Origin of the sequence: Exiguobacterium sp. s145 (genome assembly GCF_018618835.1) — a bacterium.
Lineage (GTDB): Bacteria > Bacillota > Bacilli > Exiguobacteriales > Exiguobacteriaceae > Exiguobacterium_A > Exiguobacterium_A artemiae.
In genome coordinates, this window is the sequence record NZ_JACSMV010000002.1 from 130255 (window position 1) to 153501 (window position 23247).

Consider the following 23247-nt stretch of genomic DNA (forward strand, 5'->3'; position numbering starts at 1 on the left):
AAAAAGACCGGCGTCGCTTCTGCGACGCCGGTCTTTGCTTATTTTGAAACTGATGTCTGCGTCAGTACCGCACCGTTTGAAGCGATGACTTCTTTGTACCAGTAGAATGAATCTTTCCGCGACCGCGCCAGTGTTCCCGACCCGTCATCATGTTTGTCGACATAGATGAATCCGTAGCGTTTGCTGTATTCACCAGTCGACGCACTGACGAGATCGATGCAGCCCCAGCTTGTATACCCCATCATCTCGACACCGTCCTCGATCGCTTCCATCATCGCTTTCAAGTGACCTTCGAGATACGCGATCCGGTACGAGTCATGAATCGCACCGTCCGCTTCGACTTCATCGTAGGCACCGAGTCCGTTTTCGACGATGAACAATGGAATCTGATACCGGTCATATAATTTATTCAAGATGATCCGTAACCCGTCCGGATCGATTTCCCAACCCCAGTCACTCGCTTTTAAATATGGATTCTTGACGCCGCTCATGATGTTTCCGCCGGCATCGTTTCCGTCTTTCTCCGCTTTTTCCGTCCGCGACATGTAATAACTGAGCGAGAAGAAATCGACGGTGTAGTCACGCAACAATTCAAGATCGCCGTCTTCGAGAACGAGTTCGATATTGTTTTCAGTGAAGAAACGGTCGGCAAACGCCGGATAGGCGCCGCGGACGTGAACATCCCCGCAGAAATAGTTCATCATCCGTTCTTCTTCCAGGGCGAACTGGACGTCGACCGGGTTTGAGCTGAACGGATAAACCGGAGCGGCAATCAGCATGCAGCCGATTTGCATCGTCGGATCAATTTCCCGGGCGGCCTTCGTCGCCAGACTACTCGCGACGAACTGGTGATGCAGGCCTTGATAGGTCGACTGCAACATGTTTTCGTCTTCGCGGACCGCCATCCCGAGACTGAGCATCGGCATGAACTGGGCACCATTGATTTCGTTAAATGTCAGCCAGTATTTGACCTTTCCTTGATAACGCTCGAACAGCACCCGGCTGTAGCGTTCAAAGAACGTCACGAGCCGGCGGTCGCGCCAGCCGCCGTATTCTTTTGCCAAATGGAGCGGCAGTTCGTAATGCGAAATCGTGACGAGCGGCTCAATGCCGTGTTTCAGCAATTCATCAAAGACGTTGTCATAAAACTGCAGACCCGCTTCATTTGGTTCCGTTTCGTCCCCGTTCGGGAAGATCCGGCTCCAGGCGATCGACATCCGGTACGTTTTGAAGCCCATTTCGGCAAACAGGGCAATGTCTTCTTTATAGTGACTGTAAAAATCAATGCCGTCATGATTCGGATACGTATACTCTTCTTTTAACTCGAAATCGAACTGCGGATCATGGATGACCTGCATCCGGTGTTTGCCACCCGGCATAACGTCAGCAATCGACAATCCTTTGCCGTCTGTTGCGTACGCCCCTTCGAGTTGATTGGCAGCCGTTGCGCCGCCCCATAGAAAATCGGATTTGATCTGTTTCATGAATAATTCCTCCTCTGATTGGTTTTAGACTAAGATGCGTAAGACATCGCGTGACGGTTCGACCGTTCCTTGATACGTCGGTAAGACGTCGAGATAACTCGCTGTATTCGTCACGATGATTGGTGTGATGACGTCATATCCGGCTTGTTTGATCCGCTCGATATCGAAGCGGATCAACGGATCACCGACACGGATGGATTGACCACTCTCGACGAACGACTCAAAGTGTTGACCGTTCAGCTGGACGGTGTCGAGACCGATGTGAATCAAAATTTCAACGCCGGTGTCCGACCGTAAACCGATCGCATGTTTCGATGGATAGACCGTGACGACTTCCCCGTCAAACGGGGCATAGACGACACCTTCATCCGGAATGATCGCTAATCCTTTTCCCATTGCGCCGCTTGAAAAGACGGCATCATCGACTTGTTCAAGTGAAATGATTTCACCTTTGACCGGTGCGAGGACCGGTAAGCCAATCTGTTCGCTGATCGTCGGTATTTCTTGCGTCACCTGTTCGTTGTCGCGGGCAAAGAAGTATGTCAGTCCGAACGACACGAGTGTCGCGACAGCAAGACCAATCAGTGCACCCCAGAACGTCAAGTTGAGACCGTCCTGCGGAATCATGACCGGAATACCGAAAATCCCGAGTCCGCCCATCGCGTAGGAAGCTGTTCCGAGCCCGCCGCCGACCAAACCGCCGGCCGCTCCACCGACAACACCGAAAATGAATGGTTTTTTCCGCGGCAACGTCAAACCGTACATTGCCGGTTCCGTGATGCCGAAGATGCCGGCAATCGTCGAAGACGTTCCGAGTCCTTTGATTTTCGGATCTTTTGCCCGCATCGTGATCGCGAAGACGGCACCGACCTGACCAAATGTCGCCATCAGGACACCGACTGTAATCGTGTCAAAACCGTTGACGGCCAGGTTATTGATGATGATCGGGACCAGTCCCCAGTGGAGACCAAACATGACGAAGATTTGCCAAAAGGCGCCGATGAAGGCAATCGCGATGACCGGACTCAAGTTGTAGAGGAACGAGTAACCGGCTGCAAGCCCTTGGCTCGCGTATGTTGCAAGTGGTCCGATCGCAAGGAACGTTACCGGAACGACGATCATCAGGACGAGCATCGGTGTCGTAAAGTTTTTGACCGCTTCATGCGAGTGACGGTTAAAGAATTTTTCAAGTTTTGATGAGACAAGCGTCGCCAAGATAATCGGGATGACGGATGAAGCATAACTCATCAGAACGACCGGAATCGTCAGGAAGGTCAGACTCTCACCGGAAGCTTGCAGGGCGACGATCGACGGATAGACGAGCGCGCCCCCGATAATCATCCCGATATACGGATTGCCGCCGAATTTTTTTGCTGCCGAATGTCCGAGGACGACCGGGAGGAAGTAAAATAGGGCGTCCGCCGTCGCGTTCAGGACGATGTACGTACCCATCGTCGGTGTCAATAAGCCAGTCGCAACAAGAATCGCGAGCAACCCTTTTAACAGTCCGCTTCCTGCCATCGGTCCGAGGATTGGTGTGAAGATACCGGCAATCGTATCGATGAAGCGGTTGAATAAACTGGTCTTTTCCGTTTCTTCCGACGTTTCCTGACCGATTCCATTCAGTTCGTTGTAAACATCGCCGACATGGTTGCCGATGACGACCTGGAACTGTCCGCCGCTCTTGACGACGGTAATGATACCGTCGACCTGTTTTAACGCTTCGGCATCCGCTTTTTGTTCATCCTTTAGTTTGAAACGTAACCGTGTCGCACAGTGAAAAACCGTTTTGACGTTGTCTTCGCCCCCGACCAATCGGACGATATCTTGCGCCAGCGTTTGATATTTGCCCACCTGACTCACTCCATTCATGATTTTTTGGAATAAAAAAACCTAAACGACGACAAGTGAAAAACACCTGTAATCCTTTAGGTTTGGCCCGTCGATGCGGTAACCATCCTTACGCACGATTCTGTTTCATGAGATTCTCGATATGAATCATCAAGTAAAGCCGCTCATCCTTTGAGACGGCATAGTCATACTTTCCGGTAATCAAACTGGCAATCTTTTCGACACATTCAAAAGCGAGCGGATAACGTGATTTGACCATTTCATACAATTCTTCGTCTCCCCCTGCCTTCAGCATCGATTTAGAGACAATCCGCTGGACAAAAAACTTGAGATGCGTTAAAAAACGGGCGTACGCGTGGGACTCTTCATCCAGTTCGACCTGAAAATGATAGGTGATGATCGTCATGATCGCCTGCGTCGCCTTCGTCATTTCGGTGACGATGTGGAGACTTTCACCTTTGACGCCGGACATCGAGGCATTGACCAGGTGCAGGGCAATCGAAACGGCTTCTTCCTCCTCGAGACGGACATTATGCCGTTCATTAATCAGCCGGACCGCTTCTTTACCGGCCGCGAATTCCGGCGCATAAAACCGTTTGACTTCCCAGACGAGCGGATTCCGAATCAGGATACCATCTGCATACCGTGACAGCGCATAATGAATGTGATCGGCCAGTGTCACGTACACTGTGTCATGGAGCGATTTGTTGAGTCTGGCTTCAGCCATCTTGACGATTTCCTTAACCGTCTCGATTTCAGCTGGCGGCATCTCGTTTAAAAAATCGATGAACCGTTCCCGGCTCTCTTTACTCTCGAGCGTAAAGACTTTCTCGATCCGTGATTCGTCAATCACATCGCCCATCCGTTTTTGAAACGCGATTCCCCGCCCCATGACGACGTGTTCCTGTCCGTTCGATTCAATCGCCACGACATTGTTATTAAACACTTTCACGATTTGCACGGAATCCCTCACCTCCACCCTTAAGCATCGTATTGAAAAGAAAAAACCTAAATTCATATCCATCGCCGCAACACGCAACAGATATCAATTTAGGTTTTGCCTGCTTTCGCAGTAACAATCCTGAATGATTTATTCTTTTCATTACTAGAATACGATGGAAAACGTGCCGCGTCAATCATTTTATGAAGCGCTTTCAAAATATATTTTGAAACAGAAAAAAACAAGCACTCCCCGTGTTACAGAGCGCTTGCTGTTGTGGTTAAGTTAATTGTTTTAAAACCAGTTTCACCTGCTGGATTTGATAGTTTTCGACGTGCAGCAGTTCCAAATCATAGGTCTCCATCTCGTGCCGTTCCCCGCCCTGATAGTCCGTTCCTTTTGCCTGGATGAACCCGGCAATCGTATCGATTTCGTCCGCATCAGGAAACGTCAGGTTAAAGCGCTCAACTAAATCTGCGAGGAGAACTGTTCCCGACAGTTGGTATTCCGTCTTTGAAATCGTTTCGATATCAGCCTGTTCATCTTCATCAAACTCATCGCGGATCTCACCAACGATTTCTTCAAGCAAGTCCTCCATCGCAATCATCCCGGCAGTCCCGCCGTATTCGTCGATGACGAGCGCGATGTGGGAACGCGTCATCTTCATCTTCAACAACGTTTCCTGAAGCGGTGTGATTTCCGATACAGCGGGAATGTCTTTCAGATACTTTCGTAAATCCCGCTGTTGATCGTTTGCCTGATCCGTCAGGACTTCCTTGACGTTGACGTAGCCGATGATTTTGTCTTTATCGAAATCTTCAATGACCGGATAACGCGTGTACTGATTGTCGGTCATGACCTGCAGGACTTCCGTCCACGTCATGCTGAGCGAGAGCGTCGTCACGTTCATCCGCGGCACCATGATGTCTTTCGTCACCCGCTCATCAAACGCAAACACGTTTTGCATCAAGGCGAGTTCCGTCTGATTGATTTCACCGCTCTTAAAGCTTTGCGACATGATGATTTTCAACTCTTCTTCCGAGTGGGCTTGTTCGTGTCCTGCCGGCTGAACGCCGAACAGACGTAAGAAAATCCGGGCCGAACCGTTCATGACCCAGATGAACGGGTACATGATTTTACCGAACACATATAACGCCGGCGCAAGGAGTAATGTCATCCGTTCTGCATACTGGATCGCCAGTGTCTTTGGTGCGAGCTCTCCGATGACGACGTGCAGGAATGTGACCGAAACGAAAGCAATCGTGTACGACAGGATCGTCGACAGCGCCGCAGCGACACCAAATTCATCGAACACCGGTCCGAGCAACTTTTCGACGGTCGGTTTCCCGAGTGCTCCAAGACCGAGTGCCGTAATTGTGATTCCGAGCTGACAGGCGGACAGATAGTAGTCCAAATCACTGGCGACTTTTTTTGCCAGGACCGCGCCCTTATTTCCTTCCTGAATCATTTGATCAAGCCGCGACATCCGAACCTTGACGACCGCAAACTCCGAGCCGACGAAAAACGCCGTTAAGACAATCAACAATACAAGCAACGCCAAATTCAATACCAACAATATGTCCAATCCATTCCCCTGAAACAGGGGGTCACCTCCAGTAAAATAGTTTGAATCGTAAAATGATTCCTGCATTTAAACCGTACAGTAAAACGTTATGGTTATTATAGTATCGGTTGACCTTCAAATTAGCAACTGTTTTGAATCGTCTTTTTTTGCTGAATTATCAGAATAATCGGATTACAGTTTCTAAAAGGAGTACTTTTGATACTAGGTTTCTTTTGTCTGGATAGCGGCAATATAAGAGCTATGCACATCAACATCTCAAGTTAAAACAGTTTAAAACAAAGCTTCTTGAAGTTAAGTGATGTTCTAAAATCGTAAGTGGAAAGATAGTGGATTTTTATGGAAAAAACAAGAAAAGGTTTCTCGTCGTACTTACGACCAGAAGCAGATGGTGCAGGTCGTAACATTTCCTGGAGTTCAATCATCGCCGGAGTCGTATCATTTTTCGCACTCTTAATTACATTCAGCTTAATCGGTTCGGCGATCGGCTTTGGCGTCACGGACGTCACATCCAACAACCCGTTTGACGGTGTCGGGATCGGCTTAGCCATCTGGGCGATTCTCTCACTTTTGATCTCATTGTTCGTCGCCGGCTTCGTTTCCGGTGTGACATCATCGCGTGCCGGACTCGTTCACGGGTTCCTGACATGGTCGACAAGTGTCATTCTCTTGTTCGCTTTGTTGACATTCACGACAATCAACACGTTCCAAACAGTCGGTTCTGTGCTTGGTACAGTCGGTGGTGCAGCAGGTCAAGGTGTCGGCGCCATCGCCAGCACAACATCAGATGCTGTCTCAAAAGGATTCAGCTCAGTGACGGATAACGTCTCAAACGTCGATACAAAAGAACTTGAAGGAAATGTCGATGAGATTCTGAAAGATACAGACATTCCGGAATTACAACCGAACTACTTGCAAGGGCAGCTCGATGCCGTCAAAGATGACGCAACAGCAGCCGGTAAAGATGTCTTAACAAAGCCGGAAGATTTCGATAAAATCGTCAGCGATCTTGGTGATAAATTGACAGCACGTTCAGAAAAAATCCAAAACTCGGTCGATGAAGATAAAATCGCTGAAGCTGTTGCTCAAAACACAGATCTTTCACAAGCAGAAGCAGATAAAGCAACGAAAAATATCGTTGACGGTTTAAACCAGGCAACAAGCGAAACAAGCAAACAAATCGAAAACGCAAAACAAACACTTGATGAAACATCAGCTGATCTCAAGAAAACAGTTGAAGATGTTCGTGTTCAAACAGAACAAGCGACACAAACAGCATCTAAAGTTTCAATCTGGGGCTTCGTCGCTCTCATCTTAACGATGATCGTGACATCAATCGCCGGCATCACAGGTTCACGTGTTGCTTCACGCGGTCGTATAGCCAACAAATAATTAAATGTTTGCAGCCGAAGGTCCTAGCGACCTTCGGCTTTTTTGTTTGACAATCGTTTTAAATCTGTTAGGCTGTTAACTAACGACCGTTAGGAAGGTGACGAAATGAAAGCTTCATTATTATTACAAACGGCCCTGCGGCACTTTGCCCAGCATGGTTATGAAGGAGCGTCCTTACAGGAGATCGCGCAGGACGTCGGCATCAAGAAACCATCGATTTACGCGCATTACCGCGGAAAAGATGATTTATTTTTGACGGCGATGCGTTACGCCCTCGACACACAAAAAACGCATCTCGCCACGTACTTTATCTCGACCCGTCATCTGTCACTCGAGCAGAGTCTGAAAGGTTTTTTTGACTGGTTCCTCGAGGAGAGCACCCAAAATGATCAATTGAAGTTCATTTTACGGATTGCTTATTTTCCTCCCGTCAAACTCGAACGGGAAGTGACGGATTTGATTAATCCGTTTTTTGATACGATGCAACGCCATTTGACGCGTTTGTTACGGGAACGCAATCGGACGGAACAGATTTTATATTCGGATGATTATGCCAGTGCCGCCCTCGCCTATTTGACGGTGACGGAAGGGACTATGACCGAGTTCGTGTTCAATGGCGTCGCCGCGTATGAACGGCGTTTCACCGCCGTTTGGCCGATTTTTTGGCGCGGACTTGTCCGCTGATGATTTAAACTACAGAAACAGAGGAATTCACCATGCAAAACAACAAATTGATCTTAGGCACCCTGTTGCTTAACCTGTTTATCGCCTTTCTAGGGATTGGTCTTGTCATTCCCGTCACGCCGACGATTATGAACGAGCTGAACATTTCCGGTTCGACCGTCGGTTACATGGTCTCGGCATTCGCCTTTGCCCAGCTTGTATTATCTCCGCTCGCCGGCCGGGCCGTCGACAAGTACGGCCGCAAACCGATGATCATCATCGGTCTGTTCATCTTCAGCATGTCGGAACTGCTGTTTGGTCTCGGACAATCCGTCGAAGTATTGTTTGCGTCGCGGATTTTGGGTGGTGTCAGTGCCGCCTTTATCATGCCGGCCGTCACGGCGTTCATCGCTGATATTACGACAAACGAAACCCGTCCGAAAGCCCTCGGCTATATGTCGGCGGCGATTTCGACCGGTTTCATCATAGGACCGGGCATCGGCGGTTTCCTGGCCGACATCGGAACGCGTGTGCCGTTTTTCTTTGCCGCCGCATTTGGTTTGACCGCGATGATCTTGTCCGTCTTTACGTTACGCGAACCGGAACGACATTATGAACAGTCAACGATTCCCCAGCAAAAAACCGGTTTCCGGAAAGTCTTTTCACCGCTCTACTTCATCGCTTTTATGGTGCTGCTGATTTCTTCATTCGGACTCGCGTCGTTTGAGTCACTGTTCGCGCTGTTCGTCGACCGGAAGTTCGGATTCACGGCGAAAGATATCGCGCTCGCGATTTCACTTGGGGCAATCGTCGGTGTCATCGTCCAGGTCGGCTTGTTTGAACGGCTGACGCGCTGGTTCGGTGAGATTCGTCTCATCCGGTACAGCCTGATCGGTTCAACCCTGCTCGTCCTTGTCATGACCTATGTGACAAGTTACCTTGCGATTATTCTCGTGACGATGGTCGTCTTCGTCGGTTTCGACTTGATGCGCCCTGCTGTTACGACGTATTTATCGAAAATCGCCGGTAACGAACAAGGTTTCGTCGGCGGGATGAACTCGATGTTTACGAGTATCGGGAATATTCTTGGACCGATCATCGGCGGGATTCTGTTTGACGTCGATCTCAACTATCCGTTTTATTTCGCAACGGTCATGCTTGCCATCGGCATCGCCCTGACCTTCGTCTGGCGGGAACAACAGCCGGCTGATCTGACGGCTGAAGAAAAAACGTCATGACATTCAGAAATTAGAGAGAAAAAACTCACGTATTTATAGATATGTGAGTTTTTTGCCGACATTTTTACCGATTGTCAGAGAAAACTTCTCAATAATCATGATGTTCGGGAGTTGTCCTCTAGCTTCGGTCGACGAAGAGTCTCGTACAGACGGAATAACCAAAGGTATAATCCGACACCGGTGAAGGAAAAGAACAGGATGACGCCAAAAATACTGATCGGCGACAGAATTCCTGACAAATAGACCGTCAACGGAGCAAGTGTTTTCCCAAGTGTATTCTGCAGACTGTCGGCTGCTAAGAACTGTCCTCTCGCTTGTTTAGGAGCATAATGGCTCACGAAACTCTGTGTGACGGGGGTCCGAATAATCTCACCCAGCGTAAAGAGGACGGTACAGAAAAATAAATACAAGATATTACTGCTCATACCAACTAAAAACGTTCCGCCCCCTGCAAACAAGGTAGATACAATAAACAGACGTTTTTCTGACCAATGCTTTAGCGCATTGGTCACCGGAAGAATCAAGAGCACAAACAAAAGACCGTTAAACCCGACCAACCATCCAAACAGTGACTGGCTCGTCAGACGAATCGGGTCTTGCGTCCAAGATAGAAGAGACTGCGCGGGTATCTGCTCAATCAAATAAACCGGCAAATAAAGATCAAGTTGCATGATCGGAAACAAGGAAAAAATTCCTGCAAGCACATACAACATAAAAACCCGGTCCTGAAAAATGATTCGATACCCGTTCCATCTTTTTTGAAAGGAATGTTTGAGGGATGATGTCACATCCTCTTGCTTTTTTTCAAGAGGAACCGTTTCATACATCATGAAATACAGAGCCAATAAGTACAGCAAAAGAATACCGGCGCAAGTCCATAGTAAGGTTTGGCGATATTGAAAAAAGAAAACAGCTCCAATCACCGGACCAAGAACTGCTCCGATATTGTTCACAGTCGAAAACGTCGCAAATACCGAACGCAGTGCACGCTCGGGAACAATGTCCGCTATCATGGCAGAACTAGCCGGACGATAAAATGCAGCTCCGATTCCAATACCGATAAAAGCGATATAGTCGATCCAATAGGAGGTGGAGGCTGCAAACAGCACGAACATACTCATTTGGAGGAACGTCCCAACGAGCATTACGGGACGTCTTCCCCAAGTGTCCGCAAGGTTCCCGCCGACTAAACTGCCGAGGATACTCAGCAGAGGAGGAAGGGTCATCAGAAGTCCTGCTTTCTGCAAACCTAACGTTTGACCGAAATAAACGGTGATAAAGGGGAAATACATCCAAAATAATAAATTGAACAGACCCTCTCCGACTAATCTGACTTTCATGTTTGAATCCCAAGAAAATTGCTCCATAATATACATCCCCTCATTTCAATTCATGCAGGAAGCCCTGCTTTTCCCGTGTAGATTTACTATAAGAAAACGATACAGAAAGAACTAGACTTATATTTCCGCATGGATTATACTAACATTATGAAAAATAAGTAAGGAAAGCCCTGTTTGAATTGTGTTATAAAACGAACATAGGTTCTTAAAGTATAATCTTTGACCGTCTTACATACTGTCTTCTCATATGCGTGACACGGATGTGTCATCTTCAGAATAAACATAAAAAGCCGATAAAAGTTGGACGTCACCATCCAACTTTTATCGGCTTTTTTGAAGATCAATCAAATAATCTCTTCAGACCCTTCACGTTCGATACAATGTACGTCGCGACAGTTTGATTCGGCGGTATGTCCGCAATCAGGCAGAAGTCAATTCCAGCCTGGTGTCCCGATAGTACGTCAAGTTCGCGGTCACCAATCATAATTGTTTCAGCCGGTTCCATTTGATAGTGTTTCATCAGATACTGAATCGCGGCCGGATCCGGCTTTCGGGCAAATCCCCGCTCCGCCGTCACTACATCCCGGAAGACCCCCGTCAATCCGTTCGCCTGTAACAGTTTAAACGTCGATGCTCCGCGATGCGTCAGGATGTAGTTATGTCCGTCGTGCTTTTGAATGAAGCGGCAGAGTTGCGGTATGTCGGTAAACGGTTGAGCCGATTTAAGTTCTGCCTGTGCTTTTTGTACTTTGAACCGTGAAATCGCGTCCGCATCAAGTCCATACTTTTCATAGGCCGTTTTCGCCGAGATTTTCATGGCTTCCAAAATCGACTCAATCGCCACATTCTGTCCCTGCCCGCGTAACATCTTCTGCAAGAAAGTAGCCATGACCGGATAAGTATCAAACAGCGTCCCGTCAAAATCCCAGATTACATGCCGGTACATCGTGTCGCCTTCTGGCGGACGACCCAGTCTTGTATCCGGGTCAGTTTGTCCGTTTCCGGGTTTTCGAAATAATCAAAAGCTTTTAAAACAAGCGGCGACGCGTTCGACGCATCGACGTCTTCCCGGCTGACCCAGGACGAACCGGTCGAATCCTGCCCATCAAATGTCTTTGGTACAGACCGTTCCCCAACTGCTTCTAACACGCGGAAAAATACGCCGATATGATGCAGATGCGACGCCCGGTGCCAGTCGGACTGAAGGAAAAATTCAAACGTTCCAAGCAACTGTTTGGAACGGACCGTCAGCCCGGTTTCCTCTTGGAATTCACGGTCCAGCGCGTCCGGCAACGTCTCGAAATCTTCCAGACTCCCGCCCGGCAAATCGTACCGGTACGTGTACGGTCCGCCCTGCTTATGAATGACGAGCAATTTTCCTTCATTATAATAGATGCCGTATGTACCGAATGCCCGGTGAAACGTATCTTTTGATTGTTGCATGATGATCCTCCATTTTTTAAATAATGAGTATGCGAGATGTTGTTCTGACACAAACCCCTGCAATCATTACTTCCCAATTTTTTGCAATATAGTTGACTGTGACCTCTACTAATCCTTCGCGTTCCATTTCATGTCTCTGTTCCACTCGAAAGATATGTCGCTCCCAGGATTGTGGATTTATGTATTTAGCGTAATATGCCCCCATAACGCCACTTGCGGTACCTGTCACCGGATTTTCCTTTGTTCCAGACTGCGTTGCAGAAAAATGTCTACCATGCATATCAGCTTCCGCCAAATAAGTTTCAAGACAAATCGGGTGAATCGATGCTTCCGGAAACTGTTTTAAAACTGAAGAAAATTGTTTATTATCTGGTTGCATATCAAGAAAGTCTTTTAAGCGTTTGACTGGAAGAATCAGCGTCCAGTTCCCTGTACTTCCATAGACGATTGGAAACCGCTTATCCACTTGCTCCAGCTTAATGCCGATACTTTCAAGAACAGGTATCAAATCACTTTCGAACGGAGAAAATTGTGCTACTCCCTGTTGCATCTGTACTTGAATTCCTTTTGGGGTTCGTACTTCCCCAATATTTAACCGACCAATTTTGGTCTCAATCAGTTGTTTACGTTCGGAATTAAAGTTTTGCTCTTGCAACGCGGTCCAGGCAGCAATCGTGCCGTGCCCGCAAAGGTTCATTTCAGATTTCGGTGAAAAATATCTGAAGCGGGGAACAGATTCGTTTAATCGACTAACAAATGTCGTTTCCGTAAAGCCTGTTTGCGCTGCAATTAATTGCATTTGCTCTGTTGATAGGGCGTCACTGTTTAACACAACACCAGCAGGGTTCCCTTTACCCGGTGTTGTCGTAAAAACATCATAGTGAAAGACTTTAACCCTAATCTCCATTCCTACTCACCCTTTCGTTTCATGTACAAGCGAGATGTGTTAACCACCGCTCGACCCATTGTAACTCCCCTTCGAGATAGTCGCCGAACGCCGGGTCACTCTCCGTTCCGAGTAACGTCAGCGCATCTTTCCACAATCCTTCAAGCTCAATCGCTTCATAGACGGGAATTTCGATTAACGAGTCAGCGTCGGCTAACGTGGCTGTCTCCATTTCCTTTGTCCAGTCCTGATAAAAAACAATACGTGGATCGGACTTCCGGTTCGAATAAACGGGTCAACTGATAGCGAAGCCTGCCCGATCCGCCTGCCGATCTGATCACGTCCCTCAAAAAGCGTGACCTCATATCCCTTTTCCTGCAGACGCCAAGTAGTGTACAAACCGGTTAAACTGGCACCGATGATGGCAATTCTTCGCATGTTGACCGCTTTTTTCCAGTGATTTCCTTCTCAGTGTACCGAAAAACAATTCGACCGCCTACTCTTTAACAGAAGCAAACAAAAAAACAGAGCGTCATCCGACACTCTGTTCGTTGTTCCTTAGGATGATTGCATATGTCGCCAGTCGTCTTCATCAAAGATCGACTGGACCCATTCGGTGGAAACATATAATGATTTGGCGATGGCTTCGTCGGATTTCCCGAGTTTACGCAGCAAATGGACGATTCGAATCCTTCGCTCGAGTTCACGCTCGTCAGGTAACAATTCCGGCATCATGTCGGCGCCTCCTTTCTCTCTTTAAGCCAACCGTCATCGTTTTGTGTAAGTTACCCGTTTATCGGTTGAATATTCCGATAATTCAAGAGGTTCGATGATTTTTGATAAAGAGTCTCAAAAAAGTAACAGTCTGTTTTTTATTCCAATGTAAAACGAACTTTACAAAATGTAAAACATACTTTACAATTTAAGTACCAACTAATGAAGGAGAAACTGTGATGAAGCTGACGAACCGGGTTAAATCGTTGCGGAGCAGCAACGGATGGACGCAGGAACAATTTGCTCAGATGATTGGTGTCACACGCCAGACAGTCATCTCGCTTGAAAAAGGCAGCTATACTCCGTCCTTGTTACTGGCAATGCAGATTGCACGAGTGCTCGAGCGTCCTGTCGAATCGATTTTTTACTTGGAGGAGGAATCGGAATGAAACGTGTCATCATTCAGTCGTGTTTAAACATTTGTATGTATTTTTTGGCAGCTATTTTCATTAGTTCTATTCACGATCAACTAAATGTTTTTCAAAATGATCCGGTCAAAGGAACCGGCTTCAATCTGACACTGGACCTTTCCATTATTCTTCCTGTCATACTGGTCGCAATTGGTCTTTCGGTCACCGGCTACTGGATGCGAACAGATAAGAAGAGTTCTTTTTCCAAGTGGTCGTCGTCGACTACAGAGTTTTCTGATCAAGATGAACGGGAAGAAGTGATCACAGGAAAGGCAACACGCGCCGCCTATGTGACTTTTTTAATTACTTTACCCGCTCTAATGATTTGCTTTTTATTTGATGTTCCGCTGATGTCGATTTTTCCAAACTTTTCATTTTACGCCACTGCGCTCGTCTTAACAGCAGGAACGCTTTCCTATATGGCGGCCTGGGTCTATCATTACCAACGCTAAACACTTACAAATACTTGACGAAAAAGTACTGGGTCTGTCCTTCCGTCGGATGATCGGGCAGACGACCGTATTCCTCGAATCCGAGCTTTTCATAAAAGCCCGGCGCTTGAAAGCTGAACGTATCAAGCAAGATCTTACTGCATGATTTTTCTTCGGCAATCGATTCGATTTTTGCCATCAGCTGTTTTCCGGTACCGCCGATTCGGTTTTCCGGGTCGACCCACAAAAAGTGCACCTGCAGATGATTCCACACATAACTTGCCGTAACACCGCCGAGGAGTTGCTCGTCTTCATCCCATGCCAAAAAGCAATATGGTTCCGCTTCCGTAAAGAGCGTTGCCGGAACGTGTTGTCGGTTATAAGCAATCAGTTGCTCCCGGATCCATTGCCCATCTTCCGTCGTACCGCTTGTGATTTCCATCATTCAAAACCCCCGATTGAAATATTTTACAATACGTTCTCATCATATCATAGAGAGAAAAGAAAAAGAGGCGCCGCTTGGCACCTCTTTTTTTTACTTCTTAAATTCTTTTTCTGTACCATCGGCAAACTCGATCTCGATTTCAAGACGGGTCGCGTCATTGATGCCAAAGACTTTCTCGACTTGAGCAATCGCGTCATCATTTGACGTATCGGCATCAAGGTTCAGTTCGTCGAGCTTGGCATCCAGCGTCTTCATCGCTTCATTGCCTTGCGCCTGCTCACCGTTCATCTTGTAATCGGCTTCCGTCCCGTCGTTATCACGGTCATAACTAATGTCGACGGCGTCCATCATGTCCGAAGTATCTGCCTCGACTGACAGACTGACGAATCCGTAATCTTTGTCGGCATTGTCCGTCACTGTATCCTGATCTTGTATACCTGACGTATCGTCGTTCATCGTGCTGTCATCCGTCATCGAATTATCATTTGTCGTTGTCGTTTCCTCGACTTTTTCCGTTTCCTGATTGTCCGAATTGCCGCATCCTGCGGCAAACAGGGCAAGACCAAGAACCGGTACCAAATATGTCTTCTTCATTAGAATGACCCCCTCTTTTTTTGACTATCCCCCGGGTCAAGACACATAAATCATTTTAATGTGCGATTTCAGAAAAAGATTCACTCGTCACTTCACAATCAAAACCGGACATTTGACACGTTTGGCAATCTTATGACTGACACTACCGAGCATCATTTCCTGCAGACTGTTTAACCCCCGGCTGCCGATAATCGTTAAATCGACCTGCTTTTGATTGGCGTGATCCACAATTGTCGGACCCGGCTCACCGCGAAGAATCGTCACGTAATAGGAGACATCTGCTGCTTCGAGCTTTTCTTCGACCGGTGCCAGTCTTTTTCTGCGGGCCACTTCAAGCCCTGCCGTTCCTTTCGTATGCAGGACATCGTCTTTAATTTTTCCAAAATCGGCGACGAAAACGACTTCCACTTGACTGTCCAGACTGAGCCGGGCAATCTTAATTGCTTCTTCCGCCGCCCGGACGGAATGGTCCGAACCGTCGACGGCTAATAAGATATGTTGATACATAACCGTTCCCCCTTAACTCAATGTGTGGAAATTTTCGGGATCGGATCCTGATGAACCGCCAACCGATCAATCAGTTTCTTACTTTCCGGATTCAATCCAATCAGTTCGACTTTGTTTTGATTCGCCATCAAGCGGAGCATCACCTTGTCAATCGCTCCGACGGCCGAATCATCCCAAATTTGGGTGCTGCTGAAATCAATCCGGATTTGTTGGTTCGTCCCCTCATAATCAAACGAAGCGATGAAATGATCAACCGACGCGAAGAATAACGGACCTTTGACGGTATATACCGTTTTTCCGGACGTTATCTGTTGCTTGATCTTGATTTTCGAGACTTTGGCGACAAAGAACAGGGCACTTAACACGACACCTGCCATGACGCCGATTGACAGATCATGTGTGGCAACGACGATGCTGACTGTCGCGAGCATCACGAAGGCATCGGCTTTCGGAGCTTTACGGAGATACGTAAACGACGACCAGTCAAACGTGCCAATTGAGACCATGATCATGATTCCGACAAGAACCGGCATCGGAATTTGAACGACCCAGTTTCCGAGGACGATGATCAAAAACATCAGGAACAGCCCGGCGATAAGTGTCGACAGCCGCCCACGTCCTCCTGACTTGACGTTGATGACCGATTGACCGATTGACCGATCATCGCGCAACCCGCCATTCCGCCGAAGAAACCGGTGATGAAGTTCGCAATCCCCTGCCCGCGGGCTTCCTTGTTTTTTTCGCTCTCCGTGCCCGTCATATCGTCGACGATCGTCGCCGTCAGCAATGATTCAAGTAATCCGACAATCGCGAGTGCCAGTGAATACGGGAAAATAATTTGAAGTGTCTCGAAGTTCAACGGGACGTCCGGCAAGAAAAACGACGGTAACGACCGTTGAATCGTTCCGAGATCACCGACCGTCCGTAAATCGACGTTTAAATAAATCGCCGCAATCGTCAGCACGATGATTGCAATCAGTGGTGCCGGAATCGTTTTAAGAAAACGCGGTAACAGATAGACAATTGCCAGCGTCATCGCGACGAACACATACGTCATCGTGGAAATCCCGATGAAATGCGGGACATGAGCCATAAAAATCAGAATCGCCAGTGCATTGACGAACCCGATCATGACGGCACGCGGAATGAATTTCATGACCCGTGCAATCTTGAAGACCCCAAAGAGAATTTGAATGACTCCGGTTAAAATCGTTGCCGCAAGCAGATAATTGAGTCCGTGTTCCTTGACGAGCGGGACCATTAAAAGGGCCATCGCACCGGTTGCCGCTGAAATCATTCCCGGCCGGCCGCCGACAAAAGCGATGATGACAGCGATGCAAAACGAAGCATACAATCCGACCATCGGATCGACACCGGCAATGATTGAGAAAGCGATTGCTTCCGGAATCAAAGCAAGCGCAACAACGATGCCTGCCAATACATCACCTCTGACATTTGAGAACCATTGTTCTCTTACACTCATTTTCATCTGTTTCTTCCACCTTTCTGTTGAGAAGCGTTCCTTACTCAACATCCTATCCTGTTTTGAATATCCACAGTCTAGCACCGTTAGTTTCAAAAAGGAACACTTTTGGTCTTTTTATTTTCAAACGATAAATTTGATCCATACTAAAAAGGAGTTCATCCGAATCGATGAACTCCTTGTGTAGTACCGGAGTTGGATTTGAGTAGGTCGCTTAAACGTCTTCGGAAATCCTATCCTGAGCATACAGTGGTAATGACCAAAAAATAATTCATTTCAGTGCGCTTGTTTGCTAAGCTGAATGTAATTTCACAGAATCAATAGTTTGCACAGGAGGAATTTTAAATGATTGAATCCGTGATTTCTCTCCTTTCCCCACTCTTTGCCTCTGCTCACGTCAGATGGGGCATTGGTGGTTCGGTTCTCCTCGCCCACCATGGGTTGGTGGAGCATCCAAACGATGTGGATTTGCTCTTTCATCCGGACGATTTCGCTGTGGCTGAACGGATTTTGAAGCAGTTCGGTAAACAACAGCCGTCTCAAGATAAAGGAGTTTTTTTGACACGCCGGTTTGAAGAATACACGATTGGAAGCGTTGAACTGGATCTCATCGTCGATTTCAAAATTCAACATAAAGCAGGCGTTTTTTCATTCATTTTTGATGAGACGGCTATGACGGAACAGGTCAGTTTCGGTGGACAACGCTATCCGTTCATGCATCTTGAGGATTGGTACGTCTTCTATCTATTGATGCCGGGACGCGAATCCAAAGTCCGTCTCCTTGAAGACTACTGGCAGTCTCACCCGCTCGACGCGCCGGAACGGTTACAAACCGCACTCGCTGCTTCCTTGCCGGACAGCATCCGTCAACGGATTGAGCATACTTACCGGTATGCACAGTAAAAAAAGCGGCTCTTCTGCGAAGAAGAACCGCTTTTTGTCATCGGACCATTACTCGGTCAGACACTTTTTGCAATGTTGATAGTTTTTATTACCGCCGGATAAGTTACAGACATCCGTAAAACCTAGGTTTTTGAGCACGTTTTGTGCGGCGTTCCCGGTCACCCCTTTGTTACAGTAAACAATCGTCGGCAACGTCGGATCGAGTTCCTTCGCCCGTGTCCGCAGTTCACCGAGCGGGATATGAATCGCGCCGTCGACGTGATTTTTTTCGAACTGGGCTTTCGAACGGGTATCGATGATTTGGAACGACTTGCCGCCGGCGACCTGTTCGATCAACTCATTTGGTGTCATCAGACGGGCTGTTTTTTTAATCGCATTGTCGAGTGCCATTCCGGTATAGAGCACCGGATCCTTTGTTGTCGCAAACGGCGGCGCATAGGCAAGATCAAGGTGGAACAGATCTTCTGCTTTTGCCTTGAACGTAATCGCTGTCGCGAGGACATCAATCCGTTTGTCGACCCCTTGCGGACCAACGATTTGTGCGCCAAGGACCCGTCCTGTCGCCCGGTCGGCAATCGCCTTGATCGTCATTTCTTTTCCACCCATATATTCCGGACGATCCGGTTTAATATTGTGGAGAACTTCGATGTCGTATCCGGCTTCCCGCGCTTCTTTTTCCGTCAAGCCGGTTTGGGCGACCGTCAGATCAAACGCTTTGAAGATGCCGGTTCCAAGAATTCCGCGGTGTTCCGCTTCTTCCCCGGTGATGACCATCCCGGCAATCCGGCCCATCTTGTTGGCGGTCGAGCCGAGCGGACGATAAATCGCTTCTCCGGTAATGACGGAGAAACTTTCCGCGACGTCACCGACGGCATAGATATCTGCCACGTTCGTCTGCATCTTCCGGTTGACGGCGATTGCGCCTGTCTGACCAAGCCCAACGCCGATCTGTTTGGCGAGCTCCGTATTCGGTTTGACCCCGACTGACAGGATGACGAGCTCTGTCGCAATTGATTTGCCACTTTCAAGGGCGATGTCCGTGACCCGCTCCGTCCCGTTTAATGCCGTCACCGATTCTCCGAGCAACAGTGAGACGCCTTTATCTCTTAAATGATCAGCAACCCGTTCTGCCATGTCACGGTCAAGCGGTGGCATGACTTGCGGCAAACGTTCGACGAGTGTCACCTGAATCCCGCGGTATGACAGTTGCTCGGCCATCTCAAGACCGATGAAACCGCCGCCGACAATCGTTGCCGTTTTTGGATTATGGGCGTCGATGTATGAGCGGATCGCATCGGCATTCCGGACATTGCGCACCGTGAAGACGTTGTCGTGATCGACACCCTGTAAGGGCGGAACGATGCTTGATGCACCGGTCGCAAGCACCAGCGTATCGTACGTATCCGTCAACCGATCACCGGTCGCCAGATTAACGATGGTCGCCGTTTTCGTTGCGTGATCAATCGATTCGACTTCGTGTCTTGTGTGGATGTCGATGTTATAACGTTTTTTGAAGAATGCGGCATCGCGCGGTGTCAATTCGTCGATGTCGGCAATCTCACCGCCGACGAAGTACGGAATCCCGCAACCGGAATAGGAGATGTCCTGATCGCGGTCATAAATCGTAATCTGTAAATCTTCACTGTTCCGGCGTGCTTTTGCACCGACCGATGTTCCGGCGGCAACTGAACCAATGATCAACAATTTCATGTAAGTGTCCTCCTGAAAATTAATAAAGTAACAAGCTGATGTACAATCCGAGCAACGTAATCGCAAGCGTTGGAATCGTCAGGATCGTACCGATTTTAAAGTATTGTCCCCAGCCGATTCTGACACCTTTCGAGCGTAAGACATGCAACCACAGCAGTGTTGCCAGACTGCCGATCGGTGTAATCTTCGGACCTAAATCGGAACCGATGACATTGGCATAAATCAAGGCTTCACGGATGATGCCGGTCGTCTGACTGTGCTCGATTGCCAGGGCATCAATCATGACGGTCGGCATATTGTTCATAATCGATGACAGAATGGCGGCGAGGAAGCCCATCCCGAACGTCGCACCGGCAAGCGTCGTCGCAAAACCGTCGATGACTTCGGCAAGCACTTGCGTCAACCCGGCATTTTGCAGACCATAAACGACGATATACATTCCGAGCGAGAAGAAGACGATCGCCCACGGTGCACCGGCGATGACTTTTTTCGTCGGCACACTAGGTGAACGACGCGCCATCAACAGGAAGAACAAGGCGATGACGCCGGCAACGAGACTGACCGGAATGCCGATGAAGTCACTCGTGAAGTAGCCGACGACAAGCAGCACGAGAACCAGCCACGATAACTTGAACATCCGCTGATCCTTAATTGCCGTGCTCGGTGCGACAAGTTGCGTCACGTCGTAGGTCTTCGGAATACTTTTGCGGAAGTAAAGATACAACACAAGCAGACTGCCGATGACGGAAAAGACGTTCACGAAGACCATCCGTGAGGCATATTCCGTAAAACCGATGTCAAAGAAGTCGGCCGAGACGATATTGACGAGGTTGGAGACGACGAACGGCAGACTCGCCGTATCGGCAATGAAGCCGGACGCAAACACGTACGCCAAAACGACGTAGTCCGGTAATTTTAAGTAGCGGACGATGGCAAGAACAATCGGTGTCAGGATCAAGGCAGCCCCGTCGTTCGCAAACAAGGCGGATACGAGTGCGCCGAGCAATGTCAGGTAAACAAACAGTTTGACGCCGCCGCCTTTTGCGATACGTGCCATGTGAAGCGCCGCCCATTCGAAGAAGCCGATTTCGTCCAAAATCAACGAGATGATGATCAGGGCGATGAAGGTAAAGGTTGCGTTCCAGATGATGCCCCAAACCGTCGAGACATCATCCAGATTCACTGCGCCGGTCAGTAAGGCAATCAATGCCATTCCTATCGCGGAGTAGCCGATGCCTAGACCTTTTGGTTGTTTGATGATTAAAAATAAGGTGATCAGGAAAATCCCGATCGCAAGTAGATGTGTTCCGGTCAATGCGTTCACTTCATTTCTTGATTAATTTTTTCCTCTGTTTTACAACGGCTGAATACATTTTTTCTTACATAACATTTCCGTTATGTATCAGCTCTGTTTATTTACTTAAAACTCAGCAACTATTTGGTAAAGAAACTGGTAATGGTTCCATCGAGTTTAAGATCGTCAACAACAAGTCATGTTGCGGATGATCCGGATTCAATCGGAAATAAATCCATTGCCGTTCACGCCGTTCCAAAATCACCTGTGCTTGACGCAACAATTTTAAGTGACGGCTGACGGCGGGTTGTGAGATATCAAACATTTCGACAAAATCACAGACACAATGTTCCCGGGCATGCAACCGACGCAACACTTCAAGACGTGTACTGTCACTGAGCAGTTTCAAGAACTGGCTCATCTCTTCGACAGGGTTCGCCGTACGAATCAAGTCAATTCCTCCTTTCCGGATTGAGCTTCAACGGGAAAATCGTCAGCCGACACGTTCAGACTGACGATTTTCTCTATATAACCAATTTATTATATAACCTCTTTGTTATTCAAGTCTTTTTTTAGCTGACGTCTATTAAAACGGGGATACAATTGATTTACGATTAAAAAATAGGCAAAAAATGCAGAAAAATAAAAGGTGATGAATTTGTTCATTTCCGTTGTACTCAGCCAGATTGATTCATCGTACATCAACCGTCCAGATGCCGTGATGACGACAGGATACGTCGCAAGCGTCAGACCGATCAGGACGAATAAACAAACACCAAGATCATTGAGTCAGACTTGCGTGCTGCCTTTTGAATTACGAAACATCTTTTCCCTCCTTTAGTTTAAGATAGTTTTCTGCTATTTCCAGTATGATGCCTTCCGGTCCCCTGACATAACAAATTCGGTACGTTTCTCCAAACTGCTCTGCCGGACTGATTGAAGTATAGCCCTGCTCGTTCACGATTGTCATCATCGCGTCAAGCGACTCGACATTGAGACAAAGATGACGAAGACCTGCCGCGTGAACTTCGTTTGATGATTGACCAGTATCGACTGGATTCTGATATTGAACGAGTTCAAGCCACGTCTCTCCGTCGGGTACGCCGAGAGCGGCACATGAAGTCTTGACGTTACGCAGACCGGTAATCCGGTCGAGTTGCGGTCCGGACGATTCCCATTCACCTTTTACGACGAATCCCAGGCTGACGAAAAAATGTGTCACTTCCACTAAACTCAGTACGTTGATACTGACATGATCAATCCGGTTCACTTTCATACCGGTTTTTCCTGTGCGTGTTGTTCCTGTACCATCAACTGATAATCTGGTTGCAGCAATGAAAAAATCCGTCCATCGTGCGACGAGCCGTCTTGATAAAGATAACCACGCAAAATCCCTTCCTCTTCGAATCCGAGTCGTTTTAACAGTTGAACGGATGCCTCGTTTTCTAAAAATGTCACGGCACCCATCCGGTGTAATGCCAGTGTCTCGAAGGCATATTCCAACACAGCTTGAATCGCTTCTGCTGCATAACCACGCCGCCAGTGCGCAGGATCAAGTTCAAAGCCGATCTCCGCCTTTTTGCTGTACAGGCTGAGGTGATTCAGACCAAGCGTCCCGATAAACGTCCCGCTGTCACGGATCAGGATACCCCAACGAATGCCTTGTTGCGTGTCATACGTCTGTTTGAAAGACCCTGTGATGTTCAACGCATCGTTTTGTTCACGAAGCGGATTCATTCCGTAAAAGCGGGTGACGGTTTCGTTCGATAAGATATGAAAGAGTGACGAAGCGTGTTCCGGTGTTACTTCCACCAGTGCGAGACGGGATGTTTCTAAAGTGGGAAAAGGCATATTGATTCCTCCAGTTTTGATGTCTT

The 23247-nt window shown here is 48.0% G+C and carries 25 protein-coding genes and 1 pseudogene; 6 read left to right on the top strand and 20 right to left on the bottom strand.

Annotated features, from left to right (window positions below):
* Nucleotides 1-38: 38 nt before the first annotated feature.
* The 4 genes from KNQ07_RS03640 to KNQ07_RS03655 all read right to left on the bottom strand — a co-directional run bounded on the left by KNQ07_RS03640 (nt 39) and on the right by KNQ07_RS03655 (nt 5860).
* The gene (locus KNQ07_RS03640) at nt 39-1484 is read right to left on the bottom strand and encodes a glycoside hydrolase family 1 protein (RefSeq protein WP_214764855.1); all 1446 of its coding nucleotides are present in this window, start codon (nt 1482-1484) and stop codon (nt 39-41) included.
* Nucleotides 1485-1508: 24 nt separating this feature from the next.
* Nucleotides 1509-3338, bottom strand: a complete 1830-nt coding sequence (locus KNQ07_RS03645) for a beta-glucoside-specific PTS transporter subunit IIABC (protein ID WP_353048621.1) — start codon at nt 3336-3338, stop codon at nt 1509-1511.
* Nucleotides 3339-3444: 106 nt separating this feature from the next.
* Entirely contained in the window at nt 3445-4296 is an 852-nt protein-coding gene (licT, locus tag KNQ07_RS03650) for a BglG family transcription antiterminator LicT (RefSeq protein WP_214764857.1), read from the bottom strand.
* A gap of 259 nt (nt 4297-4555) precedes the next feature.
* Complete coding sequence (locus tag KNQ07_RS03655) at nt 4556-5860, bottom strand: hemolysin family protein (RefSeq protein WP_214764858.1); 1305 nt, start codon at nt 5858-5860, stop codon at nt 4556-4558.
* A gap of 336 nt (nt 5861-6196) precedes the next feature.
* Here KNQ07_RS03655 and KNQ07_RS03660 point away from each other — a divergent pair, with 336 nt between their 5' ends.
* The 3 genes from KNQ07_RS03660 (at nt 6197) to KNQ07_RS03670 (ending at nt 9150) form a co-directional block, all read left to right on the top strand.
* A complete protein-coding gene (locus tag KNQ07_RS03660) occupies nt 6197-7249 on the top strand; it encodes a hypothetical protein (protein WP_251139451.1) in 1053 nt (350 codons plus the stop codon).
* 105 nt (nt 7250-7354) lie between these two features.
* The gene (locus KNQ07_RS03665) at nt 7355-7933 is read left to right on the top strand and encodes a TetR/AcrR family transcriptional regulator (RefSeq protein ID WP_012370324.1); all 579 of its coding nucleotides are present in this window, start codon (nt 7355-7357) and stop codon (nt 7931-7933) included.
* A 32-nt stretch (nt 7934-7965) separates the two neighbouring features.
* Complete coding sequence (locus KNQ07_RS03670; protein ID WP_214764859.1) at nt 7966-9150, top strand: MFS transporter; 1185 nt, start codon at nt 7966-7968, stop codon at nt 9148-9150.
* A gap of 95 nt (nt 9151-9245) precedes the next feature.
* Here the strand turns inward: KNQ07_RS03670 and KNQ07_RS03675 are convergent, their stop codons facing one another.
* From KNQ07_RS03675 to KNQ07_RS03705, 7 genes are all read right to left on the bottom strand, one after another.
* The gene (locus tag KNQ07_RS03675; protein ID WP_251139452.1) at nt 9246-10490 is read right to left on the bottom strand and encodes an MDR family MFS transporter; all 1245 of its coding nucleotides are present in this window, start codon (nt 10488-10490) and stop codon (nt 9246-9248) included.
* Nucleotides 10491-10830: 340 nt separating this feature from the next.
* On the bottom strand, nt 10831-11436 hold the full coding sequence (locus KNQ07_RS03680) for an HAD-IA family hydrolase (RefSeq protein ID WP_214764861.1): 606 nt from the start codon (nt 11434-11436) through the stop codon (nt 10831-10833).
* On the bottom strand, nt 11421-11933 hold the full coding sequence (locus KNQ07_RS03685) for an NUDIX hydrolase (protein ID WP_214764862.1): 513 nt from the start codon (nt 11931-11933) through the stop codon (nt 11421-11423). Before KNQ07_RS03685 ends, KNQ07_RS03680 begins: the two co-directional genes overlap by 16 nt.
* A gap of 16 nt (nt 11934-11949) precedes the next feature.
* Nucleotides 11950-12840: a PhzF family phenazine biosynthesis protein gene (locus KNQ07_RS03690; protein ID WP_214764863.1), complete on the bottom strand. Its 891-nt coding sequence runs from the start codon at nt 12838-12840 to the stop codon at nt 11950-11952.
* 19 nt (nt 12841-12859) lie between these two features.
* A complete protein-coding gene (locus KNQ07_RS03695; protein WP_214764864.1) occupies nt 12860-13051 on the bottom strand; it encodes a hypothetical protein in 192 nt (63 codons plus the stop codon).
* A complete protein-coding gene (locus KNQ07_RS16305; protein ID WP_214764865.1) occupies nt 13033-13257 on the bottom strand; it encodes an NAD(P)-binding protein in 225 nt (74 codons plus the stop codon). The genes KNQ07_RS03695 and KNQ07_RS16305 overlap by 19 nt, the downstream gene beginning before the upstream one ends.
* Before the next feature lie 120 nt (nt 13258-13377).
* The gene (locus KNQ07_RS03705) at nt 13378-13554 is read right to left on the bottom strand and encodes a hypothetical protein (RefSeq protein ID WP_214764866.1); all 177 of its coding nucleotides are present in this window, start codon (nt 13552-13554) and stop codon (nt 13378-13380) included.
* Nucleotides 13555-13772: 218 nt separating this feature from the next.
* Between KNQ07_RS03705 and KNQ07_RS03710 the strand changes: the two genes are divergently transcribed.
* Together KNQ07_RS03710 and KNQ07_RS03715 are read left to right on the top strand one after the other, a co-directional pair.
* Nucleotides 13773-13982: a helix-turn-helix transcriptional regulator gene (locus KNQ07_RS03710; RefSeq protein ID WP_114595896.1), complete on the top strand. Its 210-nt coding sequence runs from the start codon at nt 13773-13775 to the stop codon at nt 13980-13982.
* Nucleotides 13979-14455: a hypothetical protein gene (locus KNQ07_RS03715; protein ID WP_214764867.1), complete on the top strand. Its 477-nt coding sequence runs from the start codon at nt 13979-13981 to the stop codon at nt 14453-14455. Before KNQ07_RS03710 ends, KNQ07_RS03715 begins: the two co-directional genes overlap by 4 nt.
* Nucleotides 14456-14459: 4 nt before the next feature.
* Here KNQ07_RS03715 and KNQ07_RS03720 read toward each other — a convergent pair whose 3' ends face one another.
* The 4 genes and pseudogenes from KNQ07_RS03720 to KNQ07_RS03735 all read right to left on the bottom strand — a co-directional run bounded on the left by KNQ07_RS03720 (nt 14460) and on the right by KNQ07_RS03735 (nt 17469).
* Nucleotides 14460-14879 carry a GNAT family N-acetyltransferase gene (locus KNQ07_RS03720; protein WP_214764868.1) on the bottom strand — a complete coding sequence of 140 codons (420 nt, stop codon included), beginning with the start codon at nt 14877-14879 and terminating at the stop codon, nt 14460-14462.
* Nucleotides 14880-14969: 90 nt separating this feature from the next.
* Nucleotides 14970-15473 carry a YusW family protein gene (locus KNQ07_RS03725; protein WP_214764869.1) on the bottom strand — a complete coding sequence of 168 codons (504 nt, stop codon included), beginning with the start codon at nt 15471-15473 and terminating at the stop codon, nt 14970-14972.
* A gap of 87 nt (nt 15474-15560) precedes the next feature.
* Nucleotides 15561-15980 carry a universal stress protein gene (locus KNQ07_RS03730; protein WP_214764870.1) on the bottom strand — a complete coding sequence of 140 codons (420 nt, stop codon included), beginning with the start codon at nt 15978-15980 and terminating at the stop codon, nt 15561-15563.
* Between the two features lie 17 nt (nt 15981-15997).
* Nucleotides 15998-17469 (bottom strand): annotated as a pseudogene (locus KNQ07_RS03735) (SulP family inorganic anion transporter).
* Between the two features lie 339 nt (nt 17470-17808).
* Here KNQ07_RS03735 and KNQ07_RS03740 point away from each other — a divergent pair.
* Nucleotides 17809-18366 (top strand): hypothetical protein, encoded by a 558-nt coding sequence (locus tag KNQ07_RS03740; RefSeq protein ID WP_012370313.1) that lies wholly within the window; start codon nt 17809-17811, stop codon nt 18364-18366.
* Between the two features lie 48 nt (nt 18367-18414).
* Here KNQ07_RS03740 and KNQ07_RS03745 read toward each other — a convergent pair whose 3' ends face one another.
* The 5 genes from KNQ07_RS03745 to KNQ07_RS03765 all read right to left on the bottom strand — a co-directional run bounded on the left by KNQ07_RS03745 (nt 18415) and on the right by KNQ07_RS03765 (nt 23221).
* Entirely contained in the window at nt 18415-20076 is a 1662-nt protein-coding gene (locus KNQ07_RS03745; protein WP_012370312.1) for an FAD-dependent oxidoreductase, read from the bottom strand.
* A gap of 19 nt (nt 20077-20095) precedes the next feature.
* Nucleotides 20096-21400, bottom strand: coding sequence for an arsenic transporter (locus KNQ07_RS03750; RefSeq protein WP_012370311.1), 1305 nt, complete (start codon nt 21398-21400; stop codon nt 20096-20098).
* 103 nt (nt 21401-21503) lie between these two features.
* Entirely contained in the window at nt 21504-21821 is a 318-nt protein-coding gene (locus KNQ07_RS03755) for an ArsR/SmtB family transcription factor (protein ID WP_214764871.1), read from the bottom strand.
* 363 nt (nt 21822-22184) lie between these two features.
* Nucleotides 22185-22646: a VOC family protein gene (locus KNQ07_RS03760; protein ID WP_214764872.1), complete on the bottom strand. Its 462-nt coding sequence runs from the start codon at nt 22644-22646 to the stop codon at nt 22185-22187.
* Nucleotides 22643-23221: a GNAT family N-acetyltransferase gene (locus tag KNQ07_RS03765; protein ID WP_214764873.1), complete on the bottom strand. Its 579-nt coding sequence runs from the start codon at nt 23219-23221 to the stop codon at nt 22643-22645. Before KNQ07_RS03765 ends, KNQ07_RS03760 begins: the two co-directional genes overlap by 4 nt.
* Nucleotides 23222-23247 lie beyond the last annotated feature (26 nt).

Excerpts from the sequence above, each read along its gene's own strand:
- KNQ07_RS03710 (WP_114595896.1), top strand. The coding sequence starts at position 13,773 with ATGAAGCTGACGAACCGGGTTAAATCGTTGCGGAGCAGCAACGGATGG.
- KNQ07_RS03740 (WP_012370313.1), top strand. The coding sequence starts at position 17,809 with ATGATTGAATCCGTGATTTCTCTCCTTTCCCCACTCTTTGCCTCTGCT.
- KNQ07_RS16305 (WP_214764865.1), bottom strand. The coding sequence starts at position 13,257 with ATGCGAAGAATTGCCATCATCGGTGCCAGTTTAACCGGTTTGTACACT.
- KNQ07_RS03715 (WP_214764867.1), top strand. The coding sequence starts at position 13,979 with ATGAAACGTGTCATCATTCAGTCGTGTTTAAACATTTGTATGTATTTT.
- KNQ07_RS03760 (WP_214764872.1), bottom strand. The coding sequence starts at position 22,646 with ATGAAAGTGAACCGGATTGATCATGTCAGTATCAACGTACTGAGTTTA.
- KNQ07_RS03725 (WP_214764869.1), bottom strand. The coding sequence starts at position 15,473 with ATGAAGAAGACATATTTGGTACCGGTTCTTGGTCTTGCCCTGTTTGCC.
- KNQ07_RS03765 (WP_214764873.1), bottom strand. The coding sequence starts at position 23,221 with ATGCCTTTTCCCACTTTAGAAACATCCCGTCTCGCACTGGTGGAAGTA.
- KNQ07_RS03705 (WP_214764866.1), bottom strand. The coding sequence starts at position 13,554 with ATGATGCCGGAATTGTTACCTGACGAGCGTGAACTCGAGCGAAGGATT.
- KNQ07_RS03660 (WP_251139451.1), top strand. The coding sequence starts at position 6,197 with ATGGAAAAAACAAGAAAAGGTTTCTCGTCGTACTTACGACCAGAAGCA.
- KNQ07_RS03680 (WP_214764861.1), bottom strand. The coding sequence starts at position 11,436 with ATGTACCGGCATGTAATCTGGGATTTTGACGGGACGCTGTTTGATACT.
- KNQ07_RS03720 (WP_214764868.1), bottom strand. The coding sequence starts at position 14,879 with ATGATGGAAATCACAAGCGGTACGACGGAAGATGGGCAATGGATCCGG.
- KNQ07_RS03665 (WP_012370324.1), top strand. The coding sequence starts at position 7,355 with ATGAAAGCTTCATTATTATTACAAACGGCCCTGCGGCACTTTGCCCAG.
- KNQ07_RS03640 (WP_214764855.1), bottom strand. The coding sequence starts at position 1,484 with ATGAAACAGATCAAATCCGATTTTCTATGGGGCGGCGCAACGGCTGCC.
- KNQ07_RS03670 (WP_214764859.1), top strand. The coding sequence starts at position 7,966 with ATGCAAAACAACAAATTGATCTTAGGCACCCTGTTGCTTAACCTGTTT.
- KNQ07_RS03745 (WP_012370312.1), bottom strand. The coding sequence starts at position 20,076 with ATGAAATTGTTGATCATTGGTTCAGTTGCCGCCGGAACATCGGTCGGT.
- KNQ07_RS03690 (WP_214764863.1), bottom strand. The coding sequence starts at position 12,840 with ATGGAGATTAGGGTTAAAGTCTTTCACTATGATGTTTTTACGACAACA.
- KNQ07_RS03685 (WP_214764862.1), bottom strand. The coding sequence starts at position 11,933 with ATGCAACAATCAAAAGATACGTTTCACCGGGCATTCGGTACATACGGC.
- KNQ07_RS03695 (WP_214764864.1), bottom strand. The coding sequence starts at position 13,051 with ATGGAGACAGCCACGTTAGCCGACGCTGACTCGTTAATCGAAATTCCC.
- KNQ07_RS03675 (WP_251139452.1), bottom strand. The coding sequence starts at position 10,490 with ATGAAAGTCAGATTAGTCGGAGAGGGTCTGTTCAATTTATTATTTTGG.
- KNQ07_RS03730 (WP_214764870.1), bottom strand. The coding sequence starts at position 15,980 with ATGTATCAACATATCTTATTAGCCGTCGACGGTTCGGACCATTCCGTC.